Origin of the sequence: Mesorhizobium sp. M0854 (genome assembly GCF_040319815.1) — a bacterium.
In the GTDB taxonomy this organism is placed as follows: Bacteria; Pseudomonadota; Alphaproteobacteria; order Rhizobiales; family Rhizobiaceae; genus Mesorhizobium.
The window spans coordinates 93,719-112,388 of sequence record NZ_JAMYOL010000002.1 but is presented as its reverse complement, the minus strand read 5'-3'; the positions used below and the strand labels follow the sequence as shown (position 1 = coordinate 112,388).

The following is an 18,670-nucleotide window of genomic DNA, read 5'->3' as shown; positions in this document are numbered from 1 at the left end:
GTCAGCCCCTCAGCATGGCGACAACCGAATCGACGATCGCATTCAGCTGGTTTTCGATGAAGCCGGCACCGATATTGACGCCAAGCGCCCTGGCAAAGCCGAAATAGGCGGCCAGCGCCAGGATCAGCCCGAGCAACACGTCACGCAGCGGACGCCGGCTGCCGAAACCGTGGCAGATGAGAACGAACATGATGACAGATGCAGCGGTAAAGCCGAGCGGCTGGATCAGCACCAGATTGGCGATCAGTCCGAGGGCGACGATGCCCATCGCCTTCCAGTCGGTCGGCGTCTCCTTTTCGTCCTCCGGCTGCCATCCGCCCCGCAAGGCGGCAATGATGAGCAGCAGCGACAGGATCATCATCCCGGTCATGGTGATGTAGGGAAAGACGGTCGGACCGACCTTGGAATAGAGCGGCGAGACCGGGATTGCCAGCGTCTGCCAGGCAACCGCACCCGCACAGGCGAGGAGCCCGACGCCGATCAGCAGTTCGGGCACTGCAAGGCGCGGCGGCGCCGGCTGGTCGCTGGTGCTCATCATCGTCCTCCCAATGCCAGCCCCGAGGGCCGGTTCTCCCTGGACCGGTCTCACTCGGCCGATCTCGGCGTAGTTTCACCTCCGGCGCCGCGTATGTCCATGCGGCTGGCGAAAGTCGGCAAGGGTTGGCGCAGGCCGCCCCTTGCCGAGAGCATCACGCCAGGCCGAGGTCCTTGAGGATCGTCCCGATGCGGGCCGTGTCTTCGGCGACGAATTTCGCATAATCGTCACCGGTGAGCAGGATCTGCGTCCAGTTACGGTTCTTGCATTCGGTGGCCCAGGCGTCGCTCTTGGCCATGGTCTCGATCAGCTTGATCATTGCTGCCTTGTCGGCGTCCGAGACGCCGGGCGGTGCGAAGACGCCGCGCCAGTTGAACAGCTCGACATCGATGCCGGCTTCCTTCATCGTCGGCGCATCAATTCCCTCCTGGCGTTTATCCGCGGAGATGGCCAGCAGCCGCAGCGCACCCGCCTTGACCTGTTCGGCGAACTCGCCATAGCCGGAGATGCCGGCCGCGACCTGGTTGCCGAGCAGCGCCGACAGCGCCTCGCCGCCGCCGGCAAACGGCACATAGGAGAGATTGGTGGCCGGAACACCGACGGTCTTGGCGATGAGGCCGAACAAGATGTGGTCCGAGCCGCCAGCCGAACCGCCGGCGACCGGAACCTGCGTCGGGTCGGCTTTGAGGGCGGCAACAAAGTCGGCCGCAGTCTTGAATGGCGAGGCGGCCGGCACCACAAGCGCCTCGAACTCGCCAGTAAGGCGGGCGATTGGCGTGACCTCGGTAAGGTTGTTAGCCGCCTTGTTGGCGATGATCGCGCCGACCATGACCATGCCAGCCACCATCAGCGCATTGCCCTTGCCCTTCCACTGGTTGACGAATTGCGGCAGGCCGACAGTACCGCCGGCGCCGCCGACATTGGTGATCTGCGAGCCGGAGATCAGTTTTTCGCTGCGCAGCACCTGGTCCATGGCGCGCGCCGTCTGGTCCCAGCCGCCGCCCGGCGCCGCTGGCACGAAAATCTGCAGCTGCGGCGCGTCCTGCGCGAAGGCGGGAATAAAATGCGATGCCGCGAGTCCGGCAGCACCTGCTGCCGCGGTGCTCATCAAGAATCGGCGTCTGTTCAGCATGGGATTCCTCCAAATCGCGACACCTCCTCCGGTGCCTGCCAGAAACGTGGCCTGACTTCAGACCCGCTCGATAAAATTCATGCAGAGTTTGCGTCTTCCTGTCAAAGACAGAACACGCCGCATGCGGCACAATCGGCCTGCGCGATTTTCAGGCTGGCGAACCGGACGCCCGAAGACGACGTGGCAGGCAGTGCCAAACAACATCCGTCAGGGTTGCCGCTCCAGCAGGATGGTCGGCTTGCCTTGGTAGACGGTTCGCAGCACTTCGCCATAACCACATTTTGCCGCGACGTTCAGCGATCCGGTGTTTTCCGGATCGATGATGCAGACGGTCTTCGCGGCGCCGAACGTCTCGTCGCCCCAGGCAAGCACCCGTGCGACGACTTCGCTGGCCAACCCCTGGCCATGCACGCCCGCAACCAGAGCCCAGCCGGCCTCCGGAATGCCCTCGATCGACGGCGTCATGTCGCGTTTCAGATCGTGAAAGCCGGCCTCGCCGATGAAGCGGCCGGTGGCCTTTTCCTCGATCGCCCAGAAGCCGTAGCCCAGAAGCGACCACAGGCCGGCATGCCGCAGGAAGCGCATCCAGCTTTCCTCCCGCGTGCGCGGCTTGCCGCCGATAAAACGAGTGACGACGGGATCGGCCCACATCGCGACATAGGCGTCGAAATCGTCAAGCCGGTGCGGCCGCAGGACCGTGCGCGAGGTCTCAATCACTGGGGCGACAATTGTATGCGGACTGGCCATGGTCATGTCTCGGTTGTGTTGCCGGTGCCTAATGCAGGTCTTCCAAACGTGGGGACAGCGACACGCACGAGACGGGAAATCCAAATCCGTTGCGAAAAACAAGAGCCAAGGTTGTGTAGATCATCTTCCAGGCTGATGTGAATCCTGCCAGGCGGTGTTAGTTTTCTCCAGTATTGGTTCAGACGCGTTGGGTTTCGGCGCTGCCGTCCGACAGAGGGAATACAGCATGGACACCACCGACCTTGTGCTTGCCATCTTCCATCATCTGCTGGTGTTTTCGCTGGCAGGCATCATCGGCGCCGAATTCGTCCTGATCCGCAGCGACTTGTCGGCCGCGACGCTGAAGCGGCTCGTCGGCATCGACCGCCACTACGGCATCATTGCCATGCTGATCATCGTCGTCGGCATCGGCCGCGTCGTCTATGGTCTGAAAGGCTGGGAATTCTACGTCTACAATTGGATGTTCTGGGCAAAGATGGCCGCTTTCGCCATTGTCGGCCTGTTGTCGATTATCCCGACCATTCGTTTCCTGTCCTGGAACAGGCAGGCGAGCGCCAGTCCCGGCTTCCAGGTTCCTGCGGCGGAGCTAGCGTCCGTTCGCACCTATGTCCGCACCGCGGCCTTCATCTTCCTCTTGATCCCGGTGTTCGCGGCGGCGATAGCGCGCGGCTACGGTTATTAAGATAGGTCGGAGGAAGGGCATCGCGCGGCCCAACCTTTCCACTCATCTGCGCGGACAAACGTGCAGTTTGCCATTCGAGGCCGATTGTCATTTGTCGGGTTGCGCTAGTTATTGCTCCATCTACATTCGGTTTTGAGAGGAACTCCGCGCAGCGGTTGGTAATTCGTATCCTGGGAGGAATCACGATGAGAAAATTCGTCGCCGCGCTGGCTGTCGCTGCGGCCGCCATGCTTTACCCACCGGACGCTGGCGCGCAGACCTACCCCGAACGCATCATCACCATTGTCGTGCCGTTTTCGGCCGGCGGCCCTACTGACACCGTCACGCGTCTTGTCGCGGAAGCCATGTCGAAGGACCTCGGCCAGCAGGTCATCGTCGAGAATGTCGGCGGCGCCGGCGGCACACTGGGCGCGGGCCGCGTCGCAAATGCCGAGCCTGACGGCTACACGCTGCTCCTCCATCACATCGGCATGGCGACAAGTGCTACGCTCTACAGAAAGCTCGCCTACGACACGCTGAACGCATTCGAATATATCGGCCTCGTCACCGAGGTGCCGATGACCATCGTCGGCCGCAAGGACCTCGAGCCGACCGATCTGAAGGGGCTGGTCGACTACGCCAAGGCTAACAAGGACAGCATCACCGTTGCCAATGCCGGGATCGGTGCCGCCTCGCATCTGTGCGGCATGCTGTTTATGAGCGCCATCGGCACGCCGCTGGTCACCGTACCATATAAGGGCACCGGCCCGGCCATGACCGATCTTCTCGGCGGCCAGGTCGACATCATGTGCGACCAGACGACCAATACCACCAAGCAGATCCAGGGCGGCACGATCAAGGCTTATGCCGTAACCTCGCCGCAACGGCTAGACGTGCTGCCGGACGTGCCGACGACGATAGAGGCCGGTCTTCCCCAGGTGCAGGTCGGCATCTGGCACGGCATCTATGCACCCAAGGGCACGCCGGCCGAGATCACCGAACGCCTGTCGAAATCTCTGCAGGTGGCGCTGAAGGACCAGAACGTCGTCGCCCGATTTGCCGAACTCGGCACCAAGCCGTCGCCCGAGGCCGATGCCACGCCGGCCGCGCTCAAGGCCAAGCTGGAAAGTGAGATTGCGCGCTGGAAGCCGATCATCGAAGCGGCCGGCCAGTACGCCGACTAAAGGTTTTTAACGGGGCGCCGCCGGCGCCCCGTTTTTACACCGGCATCGGCACGCCCGTGAGGCGGGCCGGGAGGACGTCATGAAACCTTTCGCAATCGACAGAGCCAACGGCATATGCGCCGCGCTGTTGATCTTTATTGGCGTCTTTTTCGCGCTGCAGTCGCTGGGCCTCGAAATCGGCACCGCCTTTCGCATGGGGCCGGGCTATTTCCCCCTGGTTCTGGCGATCGTGCTCATTCTGCTCGGCGCCGTCATCCTAGTCGAGGCAGTGCGCTTCGAGAGCGAGCCGATCGGTTACACTGCGTGGCGCGGCATGCTGTTCATCCTGCCTGCTCCGATCTTCTTCGGCCTGACGGTGCGCGGCCTCGGCTTCATCCCATCGATCTTCCTGGCGGCGCTGATCGCATCGTTTGCCAGCGGCCGCATGAAGCCGCTGACCGCGCTCGTGCTGTCGGCCGGCCTGACGCTGTTCGCGTTCGCCATCTTCAGCTACGCACTCGGCCTGCCGTTCCGGCGTTTCGGCCCGTGGTTGCCACTGTCGTTGTGAGGAGATGAAATGGAACTCCTCAACAATCTCGCACTCGGCTTTTCGACGGCCACATCTTTGGCAAACCTCGGTTTCTGCCTGATCGGTGTCCTTCTCGGCACGCTGATTGGTGTCCTGCCCGGTATCGGCGCCACCGCAACCATTGCCATGCTGTTGCCGATCACCTTCCAGATCGGCGATCCGGTTTCCTCCCTGATCATGCTCGCCGGCATCTATTACGGCGCGCAGTATGGCGGCTCGACTACCGCTATTCTCATCAACATGCCCGGCGAATCCTCGTCGGCCGTCACCGCCATCGACGGCTACCAGATGGCCAGGAAAGGCCGCGCCGGGGCGGCACTGGCGACCGCGGCGATAGGCTCGTTCTTTGCCGGCACGGTGTCGACCTTCCTCGTCGCCATCTTTGCCCCGCCGCTGACGGCGATAGCGTTGAAATTCGGTGCTGCCGAGTATTTTTCGCTGATGATTGTCGGTCTGGTCTCGTCCGTCGCGCTCGCCCACGGCTCGATCGTCAAGGCGCTGGCCATGGTCGTGCTCGGCCTGCTGCTCGGCCTTGTCGGCACCGATATCTACACCGGTACACCCCGTTTCACGCTCGGCATCCGCGAATATGCCGACGGGCTGAATTTCGTCGCAGTGGCGGTCGGTGTCTTCGGCGTCGCCGAGATACTGCGCAACCTCGAAAACGAGCATGAGCGTTCCGTGCTGATCCGAAAGATCTCCGGCCTTATGCCGACCCGCGAAGATTTTCGGCGCATGGCGGCTCCCATCGTGCGCGGAACGATCATCGGTTCGGCGCTCGGCATCCTGCCGGGAGGCGGCGCGATCCTTGCCGCCTTTGCCTCCTACACCGTCGAAAAACGTGTCTCGAAAAATCCCGGGGAATTCGGCAAGGGCGCCATCGAAGGCGTCGCCGGACCGGAATCGGCCAACAATGCCGGCGCCCAAACCTCCTTCATCCCGATGCTGACGCTCGGCATTCCGGCCAACCCGGTAATGGCGCTGATGATCGGCGCGATGATCATCCAGGGCATCGTGCCCGGCCCCAATGTCGCCATCGAACAGCCTGCACTGTTTTGGGGTATCATCACCTCGATGTGGATCGGCAATCTGATGCTGATCATCTTGAACCTGCCGCTGATCGGGCTTTGGGTGAAACTGCTTACGATCCCGTATTACGTGCTCTTCCCGATCATCATGGCGTTCTGCTCGATCGGCGTTTACAGCGTCAACACCAACGTCTACGACCTCTATGCCGTCGCCTTCTTTGGCTTGCTTGGCTACCTCCTGACCAAGCTGCGCTGCGAACCTGCGCCGCTGCTGCTCGGCTTCGTGCTCGGCCCGCTGCTCGAGGAAAACCTACGCCGCGCCATGATCCTCTCGCGCGGCGATCCGAGCACCTTCGTGACGCGGCCGATCAGCGCCAGCCTGCTCCTCATCGCGCTTGCCGTGCTCGTCATCGTGTTTCTCCCCGCGGTCAGGAAGAGGCGCGAGGAGGTGTTCGTCGAGGAGAGTTCCTGAATGTGGACGGCGCCACATAGGAGGAACTTCACAGTCACTTGGCGGGCACTGACTCAGTAGCCGCTTCTACTGGCCCGAGCGGCGCGATCTCGACCAGCGGTGCAGGCACGCTGGTCGTCTTTTCCTTGGCCTTGCAGATATCGGCGATGACGCAGGCCGGGCAATCCGGCTTGCGCGCCTTGCAGACATAGCGGCCGTGCAGGATCAGCCAATGATGCGCATGCCGCATATATTCATCCGGAATGATCTTCAGGAAACCTTGCTCGACCTGTTCCGGCGTCTTGCCCGGCGCCAGGCCGAGCCTGTTACCGAGGCGGAAGATGTGCGTGTCGACCGCCATCGTATGCTGGCCGAATGCCACGTTGAGCACGACGTTGGCGGTCTTGCGGCCGACACCCGGCAGCTCGACCAGTTGATCGCGATCCTCAGGCACCTCGCCGCCATGGTCGCGGATCAGCGCCTCCGACAGCGCGATGACGTTCTTGGCCTTGTTGCGCCATAGCCCGATGGTGCGGATATGGTAGCCGAGCCTGGCCTCGCCCAGCGCCAGCATCTTTTGCGGCGTGTCGGCGATTTTGAACAGCGCCCGCGTTGCCTTGTTGACGCCGGAGTCCGTCGCCTGAGCCGAAAGCACCACCGCCACCAACAGCGTGAAGGCGTCGATATGTTCGAGCTCGCCCCTCGGTTCCGGCCGCTGAACGGAAAAGCGCCGGAAAATCTCATGCACCTCGGCCGCGCTGTAAAGCGCCCGCGATCTCGCCGGCCGCGGACGCGGCTTGACGTTCGAGCCGTCGCGGCGGCCGGGCGACAGGTCTTTTTTTAGCGCAGAAGAGTTTTTGGGCTTGGGGCTTGTCATTGCCTTCCTATAATATTCCCCAATGAGCGACACAAACGCCTCATTTCAGGCCGACGAGCCATTTTTCCAGGCGCTGCTGATACCGCACCGGTCGCTGGGCAAGACCGGCTTTGCCATCCTGATGGGCGCACTGCTGTTCGGCTGGCTGGTGACCGGAGCGTTTTTTCTGTCGCGCGGCGCCTGGCCGGTGTTCGGCTTCTTCGGCCTCGACGTGATCGCCGTCTACATCGCCTTCCGCGCCAATTATCGTGCCGCCCGGGCTCGCGAGGAGGTATCGGTGTCGCGCACCAGCCTCGACATCCGCAAGACTGCCCCGTCAGGCAAATCGGAAGCACACCGCTTCAATCCGTTCTGGGCGCGCTTTTCGATCGCCCGCCACGCCGAGATCGGCATCACCAGAATGGCGGTCGAGGCGCAAGGAAAAACCGTCTCGATCGGCGGCTTTCTCAACCCCGCCGACCGCGAGAGTTTTGCCACCGCATTTTCGCGCGCTCTGGCAGCCGCCAAGGCGCGCTGAGCCAGTGTTTCAGAACCGATAGCGCAACAGCCTGCCGATCTTGCGCAATGCTGGAATGTGTTTCCAAAGGCGAACAAACAGTTTCGCGAACCAGCGCATGCGAGCGGCATGTTCCGGCTTATAGGCAGGGATGTCCTCGACGAACCGCAGCTTCGGAACGGCTCGCTCCAATTCATGCGGGTTCTCGATGCTCCAATGGACCTCGGCACCGGTGGCGCGGAAGGAGGAATTGAGGCGAATGATCTTCAGGCCCAGGCGACTATAGGCATCGAACACCAGTTCGCCGCTCGAAAGATGTCCCACCAAACGAGAAAACAGTTGCTGCCCCTCTTCGGCGCCCAGGTAGGGAGTCAGGCCTTCCGCCACGACTATGGCCGGGCGATCCCGAGGTACTTCGTTCAGCCATCCCGGTTCGGTGACCGACGAAGCGATCAGGTGGTAGTGATCCCGCACGGGATAGAGCTTGCGCCTGAGGTCGATGACTTCGGGATAGTCGACGTCGAACCAGTCCACGCCGGCTGGCGGGTCGATACGGAATATGCGCGTATCGAGCCCACACCCGAGATGCAGTACGATGGCGTCAGGATTTCGGGCGACAAAGTCCTGAACGCACACGTCCAGCGTCTTTGCCCTGATTGCTAGACCGATGCCGAGATTGTTGTCGACCTTGAGCCGTGAGAAATCATAGTCGATGTTGCGCACCGCCTCGTCGGCAAAGTAGTCCCTGAGCAGCGAATTGGGCAGCCGGCTCTCCAGCGCTTTGCCGTAAAGTGTCAAAAGCAAAGTCTCCTTTGCCCCGGTCAGGTTTACTTTTTCACCAGCCACGACCGTCCTCCCCATTCAAAGCCCAGCTCTATCTGGGTACATGCCGCGGGAAAGCAAGTTTCGGGTGGTGATCGGCGCCGCGAAGGACGATATTCGCACTCAAGGAGATACTGCCATGAACGCCCAAATGCCTCTCAAAACGACAGCAATCCTTCAGAAAGACATCACGCCTGAAGGTGGAGACTACGAAATCGTCCGTCGTGCCATCGAAAAGATCAGCCTCGACTATCGCGACCAGCCTTCGTTGGAAGTGCTGGCCGAGGAGGTCGGCGAGACGCCGACCGGGCTGCAGAAGCTGTTCACCCGCTGGGCCGGCCTGTCGCCCAAGGCTTTTCTGCAGGCCGTCACCCTCGATCATGCGCGCAAGCTGCTCGATGCCGGCATGCCGCTGCTTGAAACCTCGTTCGAACTCGGCATGTCCGGCCCAGGCCGGCTGCACGATCTGTTCGTCACCCACGAAGCGATGTCGCCGGGCGATTACAAGACCCGCGGCGCAGGGCTCACCATCCGCTACGGCTATCATATCTCGCCTTTCGGCATCGCGCTGATCATGGTGACGGACCGCGGCCTTGCCGGCCTCGCCTTCAACGACCCCGGCGGCGAGCGTGCGGCCTTTGCCGACATGTCCAGCCGCTGGCCGAATGCGACCTATGTCGAGGACATGGCGGCGACGGCACCCTATGCCGCGCGCATCTTCGATCCGTCGCTGTGGCGCGCCGACCAGCCGCTGCGCGTTGTCATGATCGGCACAGACTTCCAGGTCCGTGTCTGGGAGGCCTTGCTGCGCATTCCGATGGGCCAGGCCTGCACCTATTCCTCGATCGCCGCGCGCATCGGCGTACCGAGTGCCAGCCGGGCTGTCGGTGCCGCGGTCGGTGCCAATCCGATGTCCTTCGTCGTGCCGTGCCACCGGGCTCTCGGCAAGTCCGGCGCACTCACCGGCTACCATTGGGGTCTGACCCGCAAACGTGCCATCCTCGGCTGGGAGGCGGGACAGGTCTCTTCTTGAATAGCCAACGAATGGAACGATTGGAGCGATGCAAGGACCGCTAGGGTGACAAGCAGCGATCTTACGGAGTAGCTTCCCGCGCAATTAGAGTGGTATGCGCTAGCGGGAGGCACTACTTGATCGTCGTCATCGGCTCCATCAATCTCGATCTCATCGCCAGTGTCGACCGCTTGCCCGGTCCCGGCGAGACCGTACGCGGCTCCGGTTTCGCTACTGCCCCCGGCGGCAAGGGCGCCAACCAGGCGCTGGCCGCCGCCCGCGCCGGCGCCAAGGTGCGCATGGTCGGCGCGGTCGGCAAGGACAGCTTCGCCAGCGACGCTCTGGCGCTGCTGCGCGACGGCAAGATCGACCTGTCCGGCGTCGGCGAGACCTTTGCCTCGACCGGTACCGCGTTGATCATGGTCGGCGCCGACGGCGAGAACGTGATCGCCGTTGTGCCGGGCGCCAATGATTCGGTCGTGCCGGGTGACCTTTCCAAGGCTTTCGTAAAAAACGGCGACGTCGTGCTGCTGCAACTGGAGATCCCGCTGCAGACCGTCGAGGCAGCACTCGACGCGGCAAGCACGGCCGCCGCGATCACCGTGCTCAACACCGCACCTTTCCATGGCGACGCGGCCGGCTTCCTCAGCAAGGCCGACTATCTCGTCGCCAACGAAACCGAGTTCGACCTCTATGGCGAGGCGCTGTCGTTGAATGGCCGCGACCGCCCGGCACGGATGCGCGACTATGCCGCGAGAACCGGCCGCACCATCGTCGTCACGCTTGGCTCGGACGGCGTTCTGGCGGCAACGCCGGACGATCTCCTGATGGTTCCGGCGCTGAAGATCACCCCGCTCGACACGGTCGGTGCCGGCGACACGTTCTGCGGCTATTTTGCAGCCGGGCTGGCAGCCGGCCTGCCGCTCGACCAGGCGCTAGCCCGCGCTGCCGCAGCCGGTTCGCTGGCCTGCCTGAAAGCCGGTGCACAGCCGGCCATCCCGCTGGCCAGGGACGTCGATGCCGCCCTGCAGAAATCTGCAGGCTAAAGCGGGATGACAGCCATGCGCCCGACGACGAAGCACGCGGTGCCGCCCGCCGGCGACATCTGCCGCCTGTCTGCCGTGGCGCTTGCCGGGAAGATCAGGCGCCGGCAGCTTTCGGTGCGCGAAGTGGTCGCGGCATTCCTCGACAGGATCGAGGCGGTGAACCCGCTGGTCAACGCTATCGTTTCATTGCGTGAGCGTGCCGACATCCTGCGCGAGGCCGACAGCGCTGACGCTCATCTGGCGCGAGGTGGAGATACCGGATCGCTGTTCGGCCTGCCGATCGCGATCAAGGATCTTGCGCTGACAAAAGGCCTGAGAACCGCCTTCGGCTCGCCGATCTTCGCCGATTTTGTGCCTGAGGAAGACGACTTCTTCGTCGAGCGCGTCCGCAAGGCCGGCGCGATCATCATCGGCAAGACCAATGTTCCCGAATTCGGGCTCGGCTCCAACACCTACAACACCGTGTTCGGACAGACGCTCAACGCATTTGACCCGGCGCTGACCGCCGGCGGCTCGAGCGGCGGTGCGGCGGTCGCGCTGGCGCTCGACATGGTTCCCGTTGCCGATGGCAGCGATTTTGGCGGTTCCCTGCGCAATCCCGCTGCCTACAACAATGTCTATGGCTTCCGTCCATCGCAGGGATTGGTGCCGGCCGGCCCTGACCTTGATGTGTTTCTTGCGCAAATGGGCGTCGAAGGGCCGATGGGGCGTAAGGGGCGGGACATGGCGCTGCTGCTCGACGTGCAGGCCGGCTACCATCCTCGCGCGCCGCTGTCGCATGATAAGCCAGGCTCGTTTCTCCAAGGGGTGGAAACGCCGGCGGCCGGCGGGCGTATCGCCTGGCTCGGCGATCTCGAAGGCCATCTGCCGGTTGAAGCAGGCATTCTACAGCTTTGCGAGGCAGCACTCGGCCGGTTCGCGGGTGTATCCTTCGAGGCCGAGCCGCTGATGCCGGAATGCGACTTCGAAGCGCTGTGGCAGGCATTTGTAACGCTTCGGCAGGCGAGCAGCGGTTGTGCGCTCAAGGCGCATTACGACGATCCCTCGAAACGCAGCCTGCTGAAGCCGGAGGCCGTGTGGGAGGTGGAACATGCACTGCGCCTCACCGCGCCGCAGATCCATGCCGCCACGGTGAGGCGCTCGTCCTGGCACCGAATACTGCTATCGCTCTTCGAGCGTTTCGACCTGATTGCGCTGCCAGCCGCACAGGTCTTTCCCTTCGATGTCGTCACCCACTGGCCAAGGGAAGTGGCCGGGCGTGCCATGGACAGCTATCACCGCTGGATGCAGGTCTCAGCGCTCGCCACGCTGGGCGGCTGCCCGGCGGTCAACGTACCGGCGGGCTTCGACGTCAGGGGCCGGCCAATGGGCATGCAATTGATCGGGCGGCCGCGCGGTGACCTCTCCGTGCTGAGGGCGGCTGCCGCCTATGAGGCAACGCTGCCATGGCAGGCCGGCGCCTGCTGAAATCAACTCCGCATTGTCGGCGCCTCGCCGGCTTGCACGCAACTCATCGCCATGCATTGATCGCGACAGCGCGCCGCACGAGCGGCATCTGTGGAGGGAAAAAATGTCGTTGGAACTCTACGCCACCTATGTCGTCGCCTGCATCGTCATCATCCTGGTGCCGGGGCCGACGGTGACGCTGATCATTGCCAACAGCATCCGCCACGGCTCGCGCGCAGGGCTCGCCAATGTCGCCGGCACCCAGGCCGGGCTAGCCATCATGATCGCCATCGTCGGCATCGGATTGACTTCGCTGATCGCGGGCATGGGCCACTGGTTCGAGTGGGTCCGGCTGATCGGCGCCGCCTACCTGATCTGGATGGGCGTGCAGATGTTCCGCTCGAAAGGCAAGCTGAACGCCGACGGAACGGCAAAAAGGCCACGTGGCGGCTTCTTCCTGCAGGGCCTGCTGGTGGCGATCAGCAATCCAAAGACGCTAGTGTTCTTCGGCGCCTTCTTTCCGCAGTTCATCGCTCCCGAAGGCAATTACGCACTACAGATCGGCGTCATGGGTCTCACCGCGATGATCTTCGCCGCAGTCTCGGATTCGACCTACGCGCTGGCCGCCGGCCGCGCCGGACGCCTGCTGTCGGCCGGCCGCCTCAAGCTCTTGTCGAGGATCAGCGGCAGCTTCCTGGTCGGCGGCGGCCTGTGGCTGGCCTTTTCCAAGGCGAAGTAACGGCCGCGAGCCCGGCGACGCCAACAGCAACATCCTGGAATAGGAAAGCCGATTGAAAGTCGGCCTTCAGGCCACCACATGGATCAACAGTTGGGGATTCATGTCTATGCCGTGGAGTTACGCGGATTTGAAAAGGAACGCGTTTGGCGTGATCCTGTTCATCGCTTTGTTCGCGGCGATGGTTCCGTCGGCTCTGAACAAATGGGCGAATGACGCAAGTCCGATCCGATCGGTCGACCCGGTCGATGCGACGATCAAAAGTGGACAGGGTAAAGGGCGCAATATCCAATATCTGCTGGTCCTTGAGAACGGTTCGACGGTCCTCGTTTACGACGACCTCCCGCGTCTGATCGGCTCGCGCGTAGGCATCGAGCGCGTCACGCGCGACATTGGCTTCGTCTTTTACGGGTTTGCAAATTGAACGACGATCGATCGATAAGCTGTTTTCAAAGGTGACGCGAGTGACATGGCTTTTTCGGGGAATCGCTCTTGAACAAAGCCCCTATGCTACTCAACTCTAAGGTATGGGGCCGGCAAATCTTTCTCTTAGAACCAGCATTCTTTTGCTTCGGGAAGAGTTTCGCGACAGAGTTGTTGGCATCACAATCTTGTGCGCGCTCGCTCTCGCGATCGCTGTGCCGATTGTAACCAGGCAGAACAGTCCGATCACTGGCACACAACTCGTAGGAGGCACCGTCGAAGATGTTGCGACGATGCCTCTAAATCCGAAAGGTTCCGTCGGACATGGACTTTATTATAGATATGAAGTCCGCCTCCATGACGGCAACGCTCGGATATTTGTCGATGGTGAGGTGGAAACACCCCACATGATCGGATCGGAAGTCTCGATCGAAGAACAGCAACGCCAGGACGGTACCATCACCTACCGCCTCTCAACTACTGAGCAGCCCTAAAGCCGCCCCAGCCTTTCCAGCAACAGCGCGAAAAACGCATCATGGTCGATGTCGCGCATCACCATGGCGTTCTTCGGCCGCTTGGTCACCCCCCACCAGTCTATCACCGTCATGCCCATGGTGAGCTCCGAGGCGGTTTCCACGCTGACATTGCAGTTGCGACCCTTGAACAGCTTCGGCTTCAGCAGATACGCGATCACGCAAGGATCGTGCAGCGGGCCGCCGTCGGTACCGTATTTCTCCTCGTCGAAACGCTCGAAGAATTCCAGCATGTCCGCGGTGGCCGTGCCGACCCTGGTGCCGAGCTTGCGGAAGGCCTTCGTGCGCTTGGCGGTGGTCAGCGCCTTGTGGGTGACGTCGAGCGGCATCATCACGATCGGAATGCCGGATTTGAACACGACATCGGCGGCATGCGGATCGACATAGATGTTGAACTCGGCGGTCGGCGTGACGTTGCCGCCCTCGAAGAAGCCGCCGCCCATCAGCACGATTTCCTTGATGCGCGGCGCGATTTTCGGCTCGCGGATCAGCGCCAACGCAATGTTGGTGAGCGGCCCGAGCGCGCAAAGCGTGATCGTGCCGCTCTCCTCCCTCATCAGCGTCTCGACGATGAAATCGACCGCATACTCTTCCTGCAGTTTCATCTTTGGTTCGGGCAGTTGCGGCCCGTTGAGGCCGGTCTTGCCATGCACTTCCTCGGCGGTGACCAGTTCGCGCGCCAGCGGCCGGATGGCGCCTGCATAGACCTTGACGTCCGGCCGGCCGGCCAGCTCGCAGATCTTGCGGGCGTTTTTTTCGGTAAGTTTCAGCGGCACGTTGCCGGCCACCGCGGTGATGCCGACGATCTCCAGCTCGGCGCTGCCCAGCGCCAGCAATATGGCGACGGCATCGTCCTGGCCGGGGTCAGTGTCGATGATGATCCTGCGGGATTGGGGCATTTCAATTCCTTGTTTTGGCAAGTCTTTTTGGGCGGGACGTGTGACGGCTTGAAGTCTGCCGGGCGGCGGACCATATCAAGACCATCGGGAAAAATGCCATCCGGGTTTTTCCACTTTATGTCGCTCTTGAGAGGACACTGTAACATGAGCCGAATGACGCCTTTTTCCAGCCCGCTTCTCCTCGGTTTCGATTCCATGGAAAAGACGCTGGAGCGCTTGGCAAAGTCCGGTGACAGCTATCCTCCCTACAACATCGAGCGCCTCAGCGGTGCCGACGGCAAAACCGAAAGGCTGCGTATCACGCTCGCCGTCGCCGGTTTCGCGGAAAGCGATCTCGATGTCACAACGGAGGAGAACCAGTTGGTCGTGCGCGGCCGTCAGAACGACGACACCGAGCGCGAATTTCTCCACCGCGGCATCGCCGCGCGCCAGTTTCAGCGCTGTTTCGTGCTGGCCGACGGCATGCGGGTGATTGCGGCGGAATTGAAGAACGGCCTTCTGTCGATCGATCTCGATCGGCCGGAATCCGAACGGCTGGTACGAAAAATAAACATATCGGTGAAAGACTGATTTTTGCCGATAGCTCTCATGCGGGATGGCCTTGAGCAGCGTCTCGCGGCAAGGAGGCTTGAAATGACCAGAACTAACGAGAATATCATCATGACCAGCGGCGAATTCGCCCATCTCGGCGAAGGTTCGGTCGCCTATCTCAGGAAAGTGTCGAGCGACGATCTGCGCGGCCGTTTCCCGGGCCTCGGCGAAATCGCGCCGGGTCTGGAACTGTGGGCCCTGTTTGCCGCTAATGGCCAGCCGATCCTGCTTTCGGACGCTCGCGACCGTGCACTGGCTGGCGCGCTGGAAAACGATCTGACCCCGGTCGCTATCCACTAACGTCGCTATCCACCAACATTGGCGCCATCAACTGACAAATATGGCGCAGCGATCTGGCTGGAAACGGACAGGGCCGCTCACGGCGGCCCTTCAAAGGATTTAATCAAAACCTCAAGCGGCGTGCGAGGCCTGCGTGTCCGACAGCAGCGCATGGATGGCCACGGCGTCGCGCGTGCCCCTGATCTTGGCAACCGTGTCGGCGTCGCGCAGCACCCGCGCGATGCGCGACAGCGCCTTGAGGTGGTCGGCGCCGGCGCCTTCGGGAGCCAAAAGCAGAAACACCAGGTCGACCGGCTGATCATCGAGGGCTTCGAAGTCCACCGGTGTCTCCAGCCGGGCAAAAACGCCGGCGATCCGCTTCACCCCAGCCAACTTGCCGTGCGGAATGGCGATGCCGTTGCCGACGCCGGTGGAGCCGAGCCGCTCGCGTTGCAGGATGGTGTCGAACACCTCTCGCTCCGGAATCCCGGAAATCGCCGCCGCCCTTTCGGACAGCAATTGCAGCAGGTGCTTTTTGGAGTTCGCCTTCAACGCCGGCATGATTGCCGGAACGCTGACGAGATCGCTCAGATCCATGCTTGAAATCCCTTGTTCGCCTGCCGTCGCCAGTCCCCACGCTCGCGTGCGGCTGGTTTTTACCCCTGCGCGACCTTGGCCGTGGACGGGTCGATCCAGCCAATATTCCCGTCCGGCCGGCGATAGACGATGTTGAGATGGTCGTTTCCGGCATTGCGGAAGACCAGGACCGGGCTGTCCTTGGTGTCGAGTTCGATCACCGCTGACGCCACCGACATGGTCCGCAGCGTCATGGTCGATTCGGCGACGATGGCCGGCGCGAAATTCTCCGGTATGTCCTCCTCGTCGTCGGCAAGCGGCGCCATCACCGTATAGGCGACGTCGGTGACCTCGCCGTTGCTATTGCCTGAATTGTGCGACTTCAGCCGGCGCTTGTAGCGCCTGAGGCGTGTTTCCAGACGGTCGGCCGCGGTATCGAAGGCAAGTGTTGGATCCTGGGCATCGCCGGTCGCCTGCAGCGAAGCACCGGAGTCCAGCCGGATCATGCAATCGGCCGTGTAGCGCGACCCCGATTTGACGACTACGATTTGCCCTGAAAAGCCCCGATCGAAATATTTCCCGATCACTTCCCCGACACGGTCGTTGATGCGCGTACGGAACGCATCGCCGATATCCATGTGTTTTCCCGATATGCGCAGTGTCATCTGAAAACTGACCTTCCTTGCTCAGGCTTCAAACTGTCCCGAGTTTATACTCGTGGTCCGCGCGCACAAGCTTTTGCGGCGTCACTTGCGCCGATTTTAGATCCGAACTTTCCGGTTGATCACAAGCCGCCTTCTTGGCCGTCCCGTGGCCTACATCGTGACGGACCATCTCTCGTGCGGGCATCGGCGAACTCAAATTCACTCGCCAGCCCGTCCCATGCGGGCGGGCTTCTAGCCACTTCGTCGCCGCTTGTCAATGAAGGGCGAAAGCTGTGGAAATTCCGCCGGAGATCAACGGCCGGCGCTGGCCAAAGCGCGTTTTTCGCGCCGCCGCTGCACCGAAGAGGGTATGTTCATGCCTTCCCGGTATTTGGCCACCGTGCGCCTGGCGATGTCGACGCCGTATTCCCGCAGCATGTCCACGATGGCATCGTCGGAAAGCACATCGATGGCTTTCTCCTCGTCGATCAGCTGCTTTATGCGGTCGCGCACCGCTTCCGACGAATGCGCATCGCCGCCACCTGACGAAGCGATCGAGGCGGTGAAGAAATAGCGCAGCTCGAACACACCGCGCGGCGTCAGCATGTATTTGTTTGCCGTGACCCGGCTGACCGTTGATTCGTGCATGCCGATGGCGTCCGCCACCGTGCGCAGGTTGAGCGGCTTCAGGTGCCGCACGCCGTGGACGAGAAAAGCGTCCTGCTGGCGCACGATCTCGGAGGCCACCTTGAGAATGGTCTTCGCCCGCTGGTCGAGGCTGCGCGTGAGCCAGTTGGCGTTCTGCAGGCATTCGGCGAGGAAATCCTTTTCCGCCTGGTTTTTCGCATGTGGCGTGACCTGGGCGAAATAGATGTGATCGACCAGCACGCGCGGCAGCGTCTCGGCATTGAGCTCGACCGTCCAGCTGCCGTCATTGGCTGCACGCACCTCGACGTCGGCCACGATCGCATCGCTGGCACCGCGCGAAAACGCCATTCCCGGCCGCGGGTCGAGCGCCCGGATCTCGGCCAGCATGTCGAGCAGATCCTCCTCGTCGACGCCGCAAATCCGCTTCAGCGTCTGGAAATCGCGCCGTGCCAGAAGTTCGAGATTGGCGATCAGCGCCTTCATCGCCGGATCGAGCCGGTCGCGCACGGCCAGCTGCAGCAACAGGCATTCGGCGAGGTCGCGGGCGAATATGCCGGCGGGCTCGAATGTCTGGCAGACCGCCAGGACCGTTGCCACCGCCGTGGCGTCCGCGCCGAGGCGGGCGGCGATCTCGGCCATGTCGGCACGCATGTAGCCGGCCTCGTCGAGGCCGTCGGCAAGCTCGCCGGCGATCAGGCGCGCCGCCGGATCGGCAAAGGCGAGCGCCACCTGCTCGCCGACATGGTCGCGCAGCGTGATGGCCGCCGCCGCCATATCCGCGACGTCGAAGCCGTCGGAGGAAGAGGTGGAACCGTTGCCGGACGCCGATTTCCATTGTGCCGTCAGGTCGGGCCCGAGCCGCTCGCTCGTACCAGGATCGTCAGGAAACAGGTTTTCCAGCGACGTATCGAGCTTTTCCGAGATCGCCTCGGCGCTCCATGCCGTTTCCGCCTCGAACCAGTCGCCGTCGGCAGCCGGTTCCGATGCGGCGTCGCCCTTCTGCGCCTGGTCGCTGGCGGCGTCCTCCTGCGGTTCGGCGCGTTCCAGCAGGGGATTGCGTTCGATCTCGTCGTCGATGAAGCGTTCCAGCTCGAGATGGGTGAACTGCAGCAGGCGGATCGACTGCATCAGCTGCGGCGTCATCACCAGCGACTGCGACTGTCGTAGCTGTAGTTTTGCCGCCAACGCCATGGTTCGGTTTCAAACGCTCCGTCTACGCACCCGCACTGCTGGAAGGAATTTTCCAGGCCAGCATAGAAACTGGCCCGGCTTTTGCTTGTCAAGGCGAGGAGCGGCAAAACTCGCCTGCCGGCACGTTTTCAGGCAGAAAATTGAA

Annotated in this window: 21 protein-coding genes; 12 read left to right on the top strand and 9 right to left on the bottom strand. The window is 62.3% G+C overall.

Annotated features, from left to right (window positions below):
• Nucleotide 1: 1 nt before the first annotated feature.
• From NKH99_RS03435 to NKH99_RS03425, 3 genes are all read right to left on the bottom strand, one after another.
• Nucleotides 2-535 carry a tripartite tricarboxylate transporter TctB family protein gene (locus NKH99_RS03435; RefSeq protein ID WP_352453996.1) on the bottom strand — a complete coding sequence of 178 codons (534 nt, stop codon included), beginning with the start codon at nt 533-535 and terminating at the stop codon, nt 2-4.
• Nucleotides 536-689: 154 nt separating this feature from the next.
• Nucleotides 690-1,667, bottom strand: a complete 978-nt coding sequence (locus tag NKH99_RS03430; RefSeq protein WP_352453995.1) for a Bug family tripartite tricarboxylate transporter substrate binding protein — start codon at nt 1,665-1,667, stop codon at nt 690-692.
• Nucleotides 1,668-1,874: 207 nt separating this feature from the next.
• Entirely contained in the window at nt 1,875-2,414 is a 540-nt protein-coding gene (locus NKH99_RS03425) for a GNAT family N-acetyltransferase (protein WP_353013107.1), read from the bottom strand.
• A gap of 226 nt (nt 2,415-2,640) precedes the next feature.
• Here NKH99_RS03425 and NKH99_RS03420 point away from each other — a divergent pair, with 226 nt between their 5' ends.
• The 4 genes from NKH99_RS03420 (at nt 2,641) to NKH99_RS03405 (ending at nt 6,327) form a co-directional block, all read left to right on the top strand.
• The gene (locus NKH99_RS03420; protein ID WP_353012631.1) at nt 2,641-3,096 is read left to right on the top strand and encodes a DUF2214 family protein; all 456 of its coding nucleotides are present in this window, start codon (nt 2,641-2,643) and stop codon (nt 3,094-3,096) included.
• A 185-nt stretch (nt 3,097-3,281) separates the two neighbouring features.
• A complete protein-coding gene (locus NKH99_RS03415) occupies nt 3,282-4,259 on the top strand; it encodes a tripartite tricarboxylate transporter substrate-binding protein (RefSeq protein ID WP_502899993.1) in 978 nt (325 codons plus the stop codon).
• 79 nt (nt 4,260-4,338) lie between these two features.
• Entirely contained in the window at nt 4,339-4,806 is a 468-nt protein-coding gene (locus NKH99_RS03410) for a tripartite tricarboxylate transporter TctB family protein (RefSeq protein ID WP_353012628.1), read from the top strand.
• A 9-nt stretch (nt 4,807-4,815) separates the two neighbouring features.
• Nucleotides 4,816-6,327, top strand: a complete 1,512-nt coding sequence (locus tag NKH99_RS03405; protein ID WP_353012625.1) for a tripartite tricarboxylate transporter permease — start codon at nt 4,816-4,818, stop codon at nt 6,325-6,327.
• 34 nt (nt 6,328-6,361) lie between these two features.
• Here NKH99_RS03405 and nth read toward each other — a convergent pair whose 3' ends face one another.
• Nucleotides 6,362-7,183, bottom strand: coding sequence for an endonuclease III (gene nth / locus NKH99_RS03400; protein WP_353012622.1), 822 nt, complete (start codon nt 7,181-7,183; stop codon nt 6,362-6,364).
• A gap of 22 nt (nt 7,184-7,205) precedes the next feature.
• Here nth and NKH99_RS03395 point away from each other — a divergent pair, with 22 nt between their 5' ends.
• Nucleotides 7,206-7,700 carry a DUF2244 domain-containing protein gene (locus tag NKH99_RS03395; protein WP_353012620.1) on the top strand — a complete coding sequence of 165 codons (495 nt, stop codon included), beginning with the start codon at nt 7,206-7,208 and terminating at the stop codon, nt 7,698-7,700.
• Nucleotides 7,701-7,709: 9 nt separating this feature from the next.
• On the opposite strand, the gene NKH99_RS03390 is transcribed toward NKH99_RS03395, so the two are convergent.
• A complete protein-coding gene (locus NKH99_RS03390) occupies nt 7,710-8,525 on the bottom strand; it encodes a class I SAM-dependent methyltransferase (RefSeq protein ID WP_353012617.1) in 816 nt (271 codons plus the stop codon).
• Between the two features lie 115 nt (nt 8,526-8,640).
• Here NKH99_RS03390 and NKH99_RS03385 point away from each other — a divergent pair, with 115 nt between their 5' ends.
• The 5 genes from NKH99_RS03385 (at nt 8,641) to NKH99_RS03365 (ending at nt 13,165) form a co-directional block, all read left to right on the top strand.
• On the top strand, nt 8,641-9,534 hold the full coding sequence (locus NKH99_RS03385) for a methylated-DNA--[protein]-cysteine S-methyltransferase (protein ID WP_353012614.1): 894 nt from the start codon (nt 8,641-8,643) through the stop codon (nt 9,532-9,534).
• 116 nt (nt 9,535-9,650) lie between these two features.
• The gene (locus tag NKH99_RS03380; protein ID WP_353012611.1) at nt 9,651-10,559 is read left to right on the top strand and encodes a ribokinase; all 909 of its coding nucleotides are present in this window, start codon (nt 9,651-9,653) and stop codon (nt 10,557-10,559) included.
• A gap of 6 nt (nt 10,560-10,565) precedes the next feature.
• Entirely contained in the window at nt 10,566-12,026 is a 1,461-nt protein-coding gene (locus NKH99_RS03375; protein WP_353012608.1) for an amidase, read from the top strand.
• 103 nt (nt 12,027-12,129) lie between these two features.
• On the top strand, nt 12,130-12,744 hold the full coding sequence (locus tag NKH99_RS03370) for a LysE family translocator (RefSeq protein ID WP_352469436.1): 615 nt from the start codon (nt 12,130-12,132) through the stop codon (nt 12,742-12,744).
• A 52-nt stretch (nt 12,745-12,796) separates the two neighbouring features.
• The gene (locus NKH99_RS03365) at nt 12,797-13,165 is read left to right on the top strand and encodes a hypothetical protein (protein WP_353012605.1); all 369 of its coding nucleotides are present in this window, start codon (nt 12,797-12,799) and stop codon (nt 13,163-13,165) included.
• A 489-nt stretch (nt 13,166-13,654) separates the two neighbouring features.
• On the opposite strand, the gene NKH99_RS03360 is transcribed toward NKH99_RS03365, so the two are convergent.
• Complete coding sequence (locus NKH99_RS03360; protein ID WP_352453985.1) at nt 13,655-14,596, bottom strand: nucleoside hydrolase; 942 nt, start codon at nt 14,594-14,596, stop codon at nt 13,655-13,657.
• 144 nt (nt 14,597-14,740) lie between these two features.
• Between NKH99_RS03360 and NKH99_RS03355 the strand changes: the two genes are divergently transcribed.
• Both NKH99_RS03355 and NKH99_RS03350 read left to right on the top strand, forming a co-directional pair.
• Nucleotides 14,741-15,166 (top strand): Hsp20 family protein, encoded by a 426-nt coding sequence (locus NKH99_RS03355; protein WP_023675270.1) that lies wholly within the window; start codon nt 14,741-14,743, stop codon nt 15,164-15,166.
• A 63-nt stretch (nt 15,167-15,229) separates the two neighbouring features.
• Complete coding sequence (locus tag NKH99_RS03350; RefSeq protein ID WP_023675269.1) at nt 15,230-15,487, top strand: BQ00720 family protein; 258 nt, start codon at nt 15,230-15,232, stop codon at nt 15,485-15,487.
• A gap of 111 nt (nt 15,488-15,598) precedes the next feature.
• Here NKH99_RS03350 and ptsN read toward each other — a convergent pair whose 3' ends face one another.
• The 3 genes from ptsN to rpoN form a co-directional block, all read right to left on the bottom strand.
• Entirely contained in the window at nt 15,599-16,063 is a 465-nt protein-coding gene (ptsN, locus tag NKH99_RS03345; protein WP_353012602.1) for a PTS IIA-like nitrogen regulatory protein PtsN, read from the bottom strand.
• Nucleotides 16,064-16,122: 59 nt separating this feature from the next.
• On the bottom strand, nt 16,123-16,707 hold the full coding sequence (hpf, locus tag NKH99_RS03340; RefSeq protein ID WP_352613042.1) for a ribosome hibernation-promoting factor, HPF/YfiA family: 585 nt from the start codon (nt 16,705-16,707) through the stop codon (nt 16,123-16,125).
• Between the two features lie 291 nt (nt 16,708-16,998).
• Complete coding sequence (gene rpoN / locus NKH99_RS03335) at nt 16,999-18,525, bottom strand: RNA polymerase factor sigma-54 (protein WP_353012599.1); 1,527 nt, start codon at nt 18,523-18,525, stop codon at nt 16,999-17,001.
• Nucleotides 18,526-18,670: the final 145 nt, after the last annotated feature.

What these genes read in the sequence shown, in the direction of transcription:
- NKH99_RS03355 (WP_023675270.1), top strand. Translation starts at nt 14,741, where the DNA reads ATGAGCCGAATGACGCCTTTTTCCAGCCCGCTTCTCCTCGGTTTCGAT.
- NKH99_RS03435 (WP_352453996.1), bottom strand. Translation starts at nt 535, where the DNA reads ATGAGCACCAGCGACCAGCCGGCGCCGCCGCGCCTTGCAGTGCCCGAA.
- NKH99_RS03375 (WP_353012608.1), top strand. Translation starts at nt 10,566, where the DNA reads ATGACAGCCATGCGCCCGACGACGAAGCACGCGGTGCCGCCCGCCGGC.
- NKH99_RS03430 (WP_352453995.1), bottom strand. Translation starts at nt 1,667, where the DNA reads ATGCTGAACAGACGCCGATTCTTGATGAGCACCGCGGCAGCAGGTGCT.
- ptsN (WP_353012602.1), bottom strand. Translation starts at nt 16,063, where the DNA reads ATGGATCTGAGCGATCTCGTCAGCGTTCCGGCAATCATGCCGGCGTTG.
- rpoN (WP_353012599.1), bottom strand. Translation starts at nt 18,525, where the DNA reads ATGGCGTTGGCGGCAAAACTACAGCTACGACAGTCGCAGTCGCTGGTG.
- NKH99_RS03405 (WP_353012625.1), top strand. Translation starts at nt 4,816, where the DNA reads ATGGAACTCCTCAACAATCTCGCACTCGGCTTTTCGACGGCCACATCT.
- NKH99_RS03420 (WP_353012631.1), top strand. Translation starts at nt 2,641, where the DNA reads ATGGACACCACCGACCTTGTGCTTGCCATCTTCCATCATCTGCTGGTG.
- NKH99_RS03360 (WP_352453985.1), bottom strand. Translation starts at nt 14,596, where the DNA reads ATGCCCCAATCCCGCAGGATCATCATCGACACTGACCCCGGCCAGGAC.
- NKH99_RS03410 (WP_353012628.1), top strand. Translation starts at nt 4,339, where the DNA reads ATGAAACCTTTCGCAATCGACAGAGCCAACGGCATATGCGCCGCGCTG.
- NKH99_RS03385 (WP_353012614.1), top strand. Translation starts at nt 8,641, where the DNA reads ATGAACGCCCAAATGCCTCTCAAAACGACAGCAATCCTTCAGAAAGAC.
- NKH99_RS03370 (WP_352469436.1), top strand. Translation starts at nt 12,130, where the DNA reads ATGTCGTTGGAACTCTACGCCACCTATGTCGTCGCCTGCATCGTCATC.
- nth (WP_353012622.1), bottom strand. Translation starts at nt 7,183, where the DNA reads ATGACAAGCCCCAAGCCCAAAAACTCTTCTGCGCTAAAAAAAGACCTG.
- NKH99_RS03415 (WP_502899993.1), top strand. Translation starts at nt 3,282, where the DNA reads ATGAGAAAATTCGTCGCCGCGCTGGCTGTCGCTGCGGCCGCCATGCTT.
- NKH99_RS03425 (WP_353013107.1), bottom strand. Translation starts at nt 2,414, where the DNA reads ATGGCCAGTCCGCATACAATTGTCGCCCCAGTGATTGAGACCTCGCGC.
- NKH99_RS03395 (WP_353012620.1), top strand. Translation starts at nt 7,206, where the DNA reads ATGAGCGACACAAACGCCTCATTTCAGGCCGACGAGCCATTTTTCCAG.
- hpf (WP_352613042.1), bottom strand. Translation starts at nt 16,707, where the DNA reads ATGACACTGCGCATATCGGGAAAACACATGGATATCGGCGATGCGTTC.
- NKH99_RS03350 (WP_023675269.1), top strand. Translation starts at nt 15,230, where the DNA reads ATGACCAGAACTAACGAGAATATCATCATGACCAGCGGCGAATTCGCC.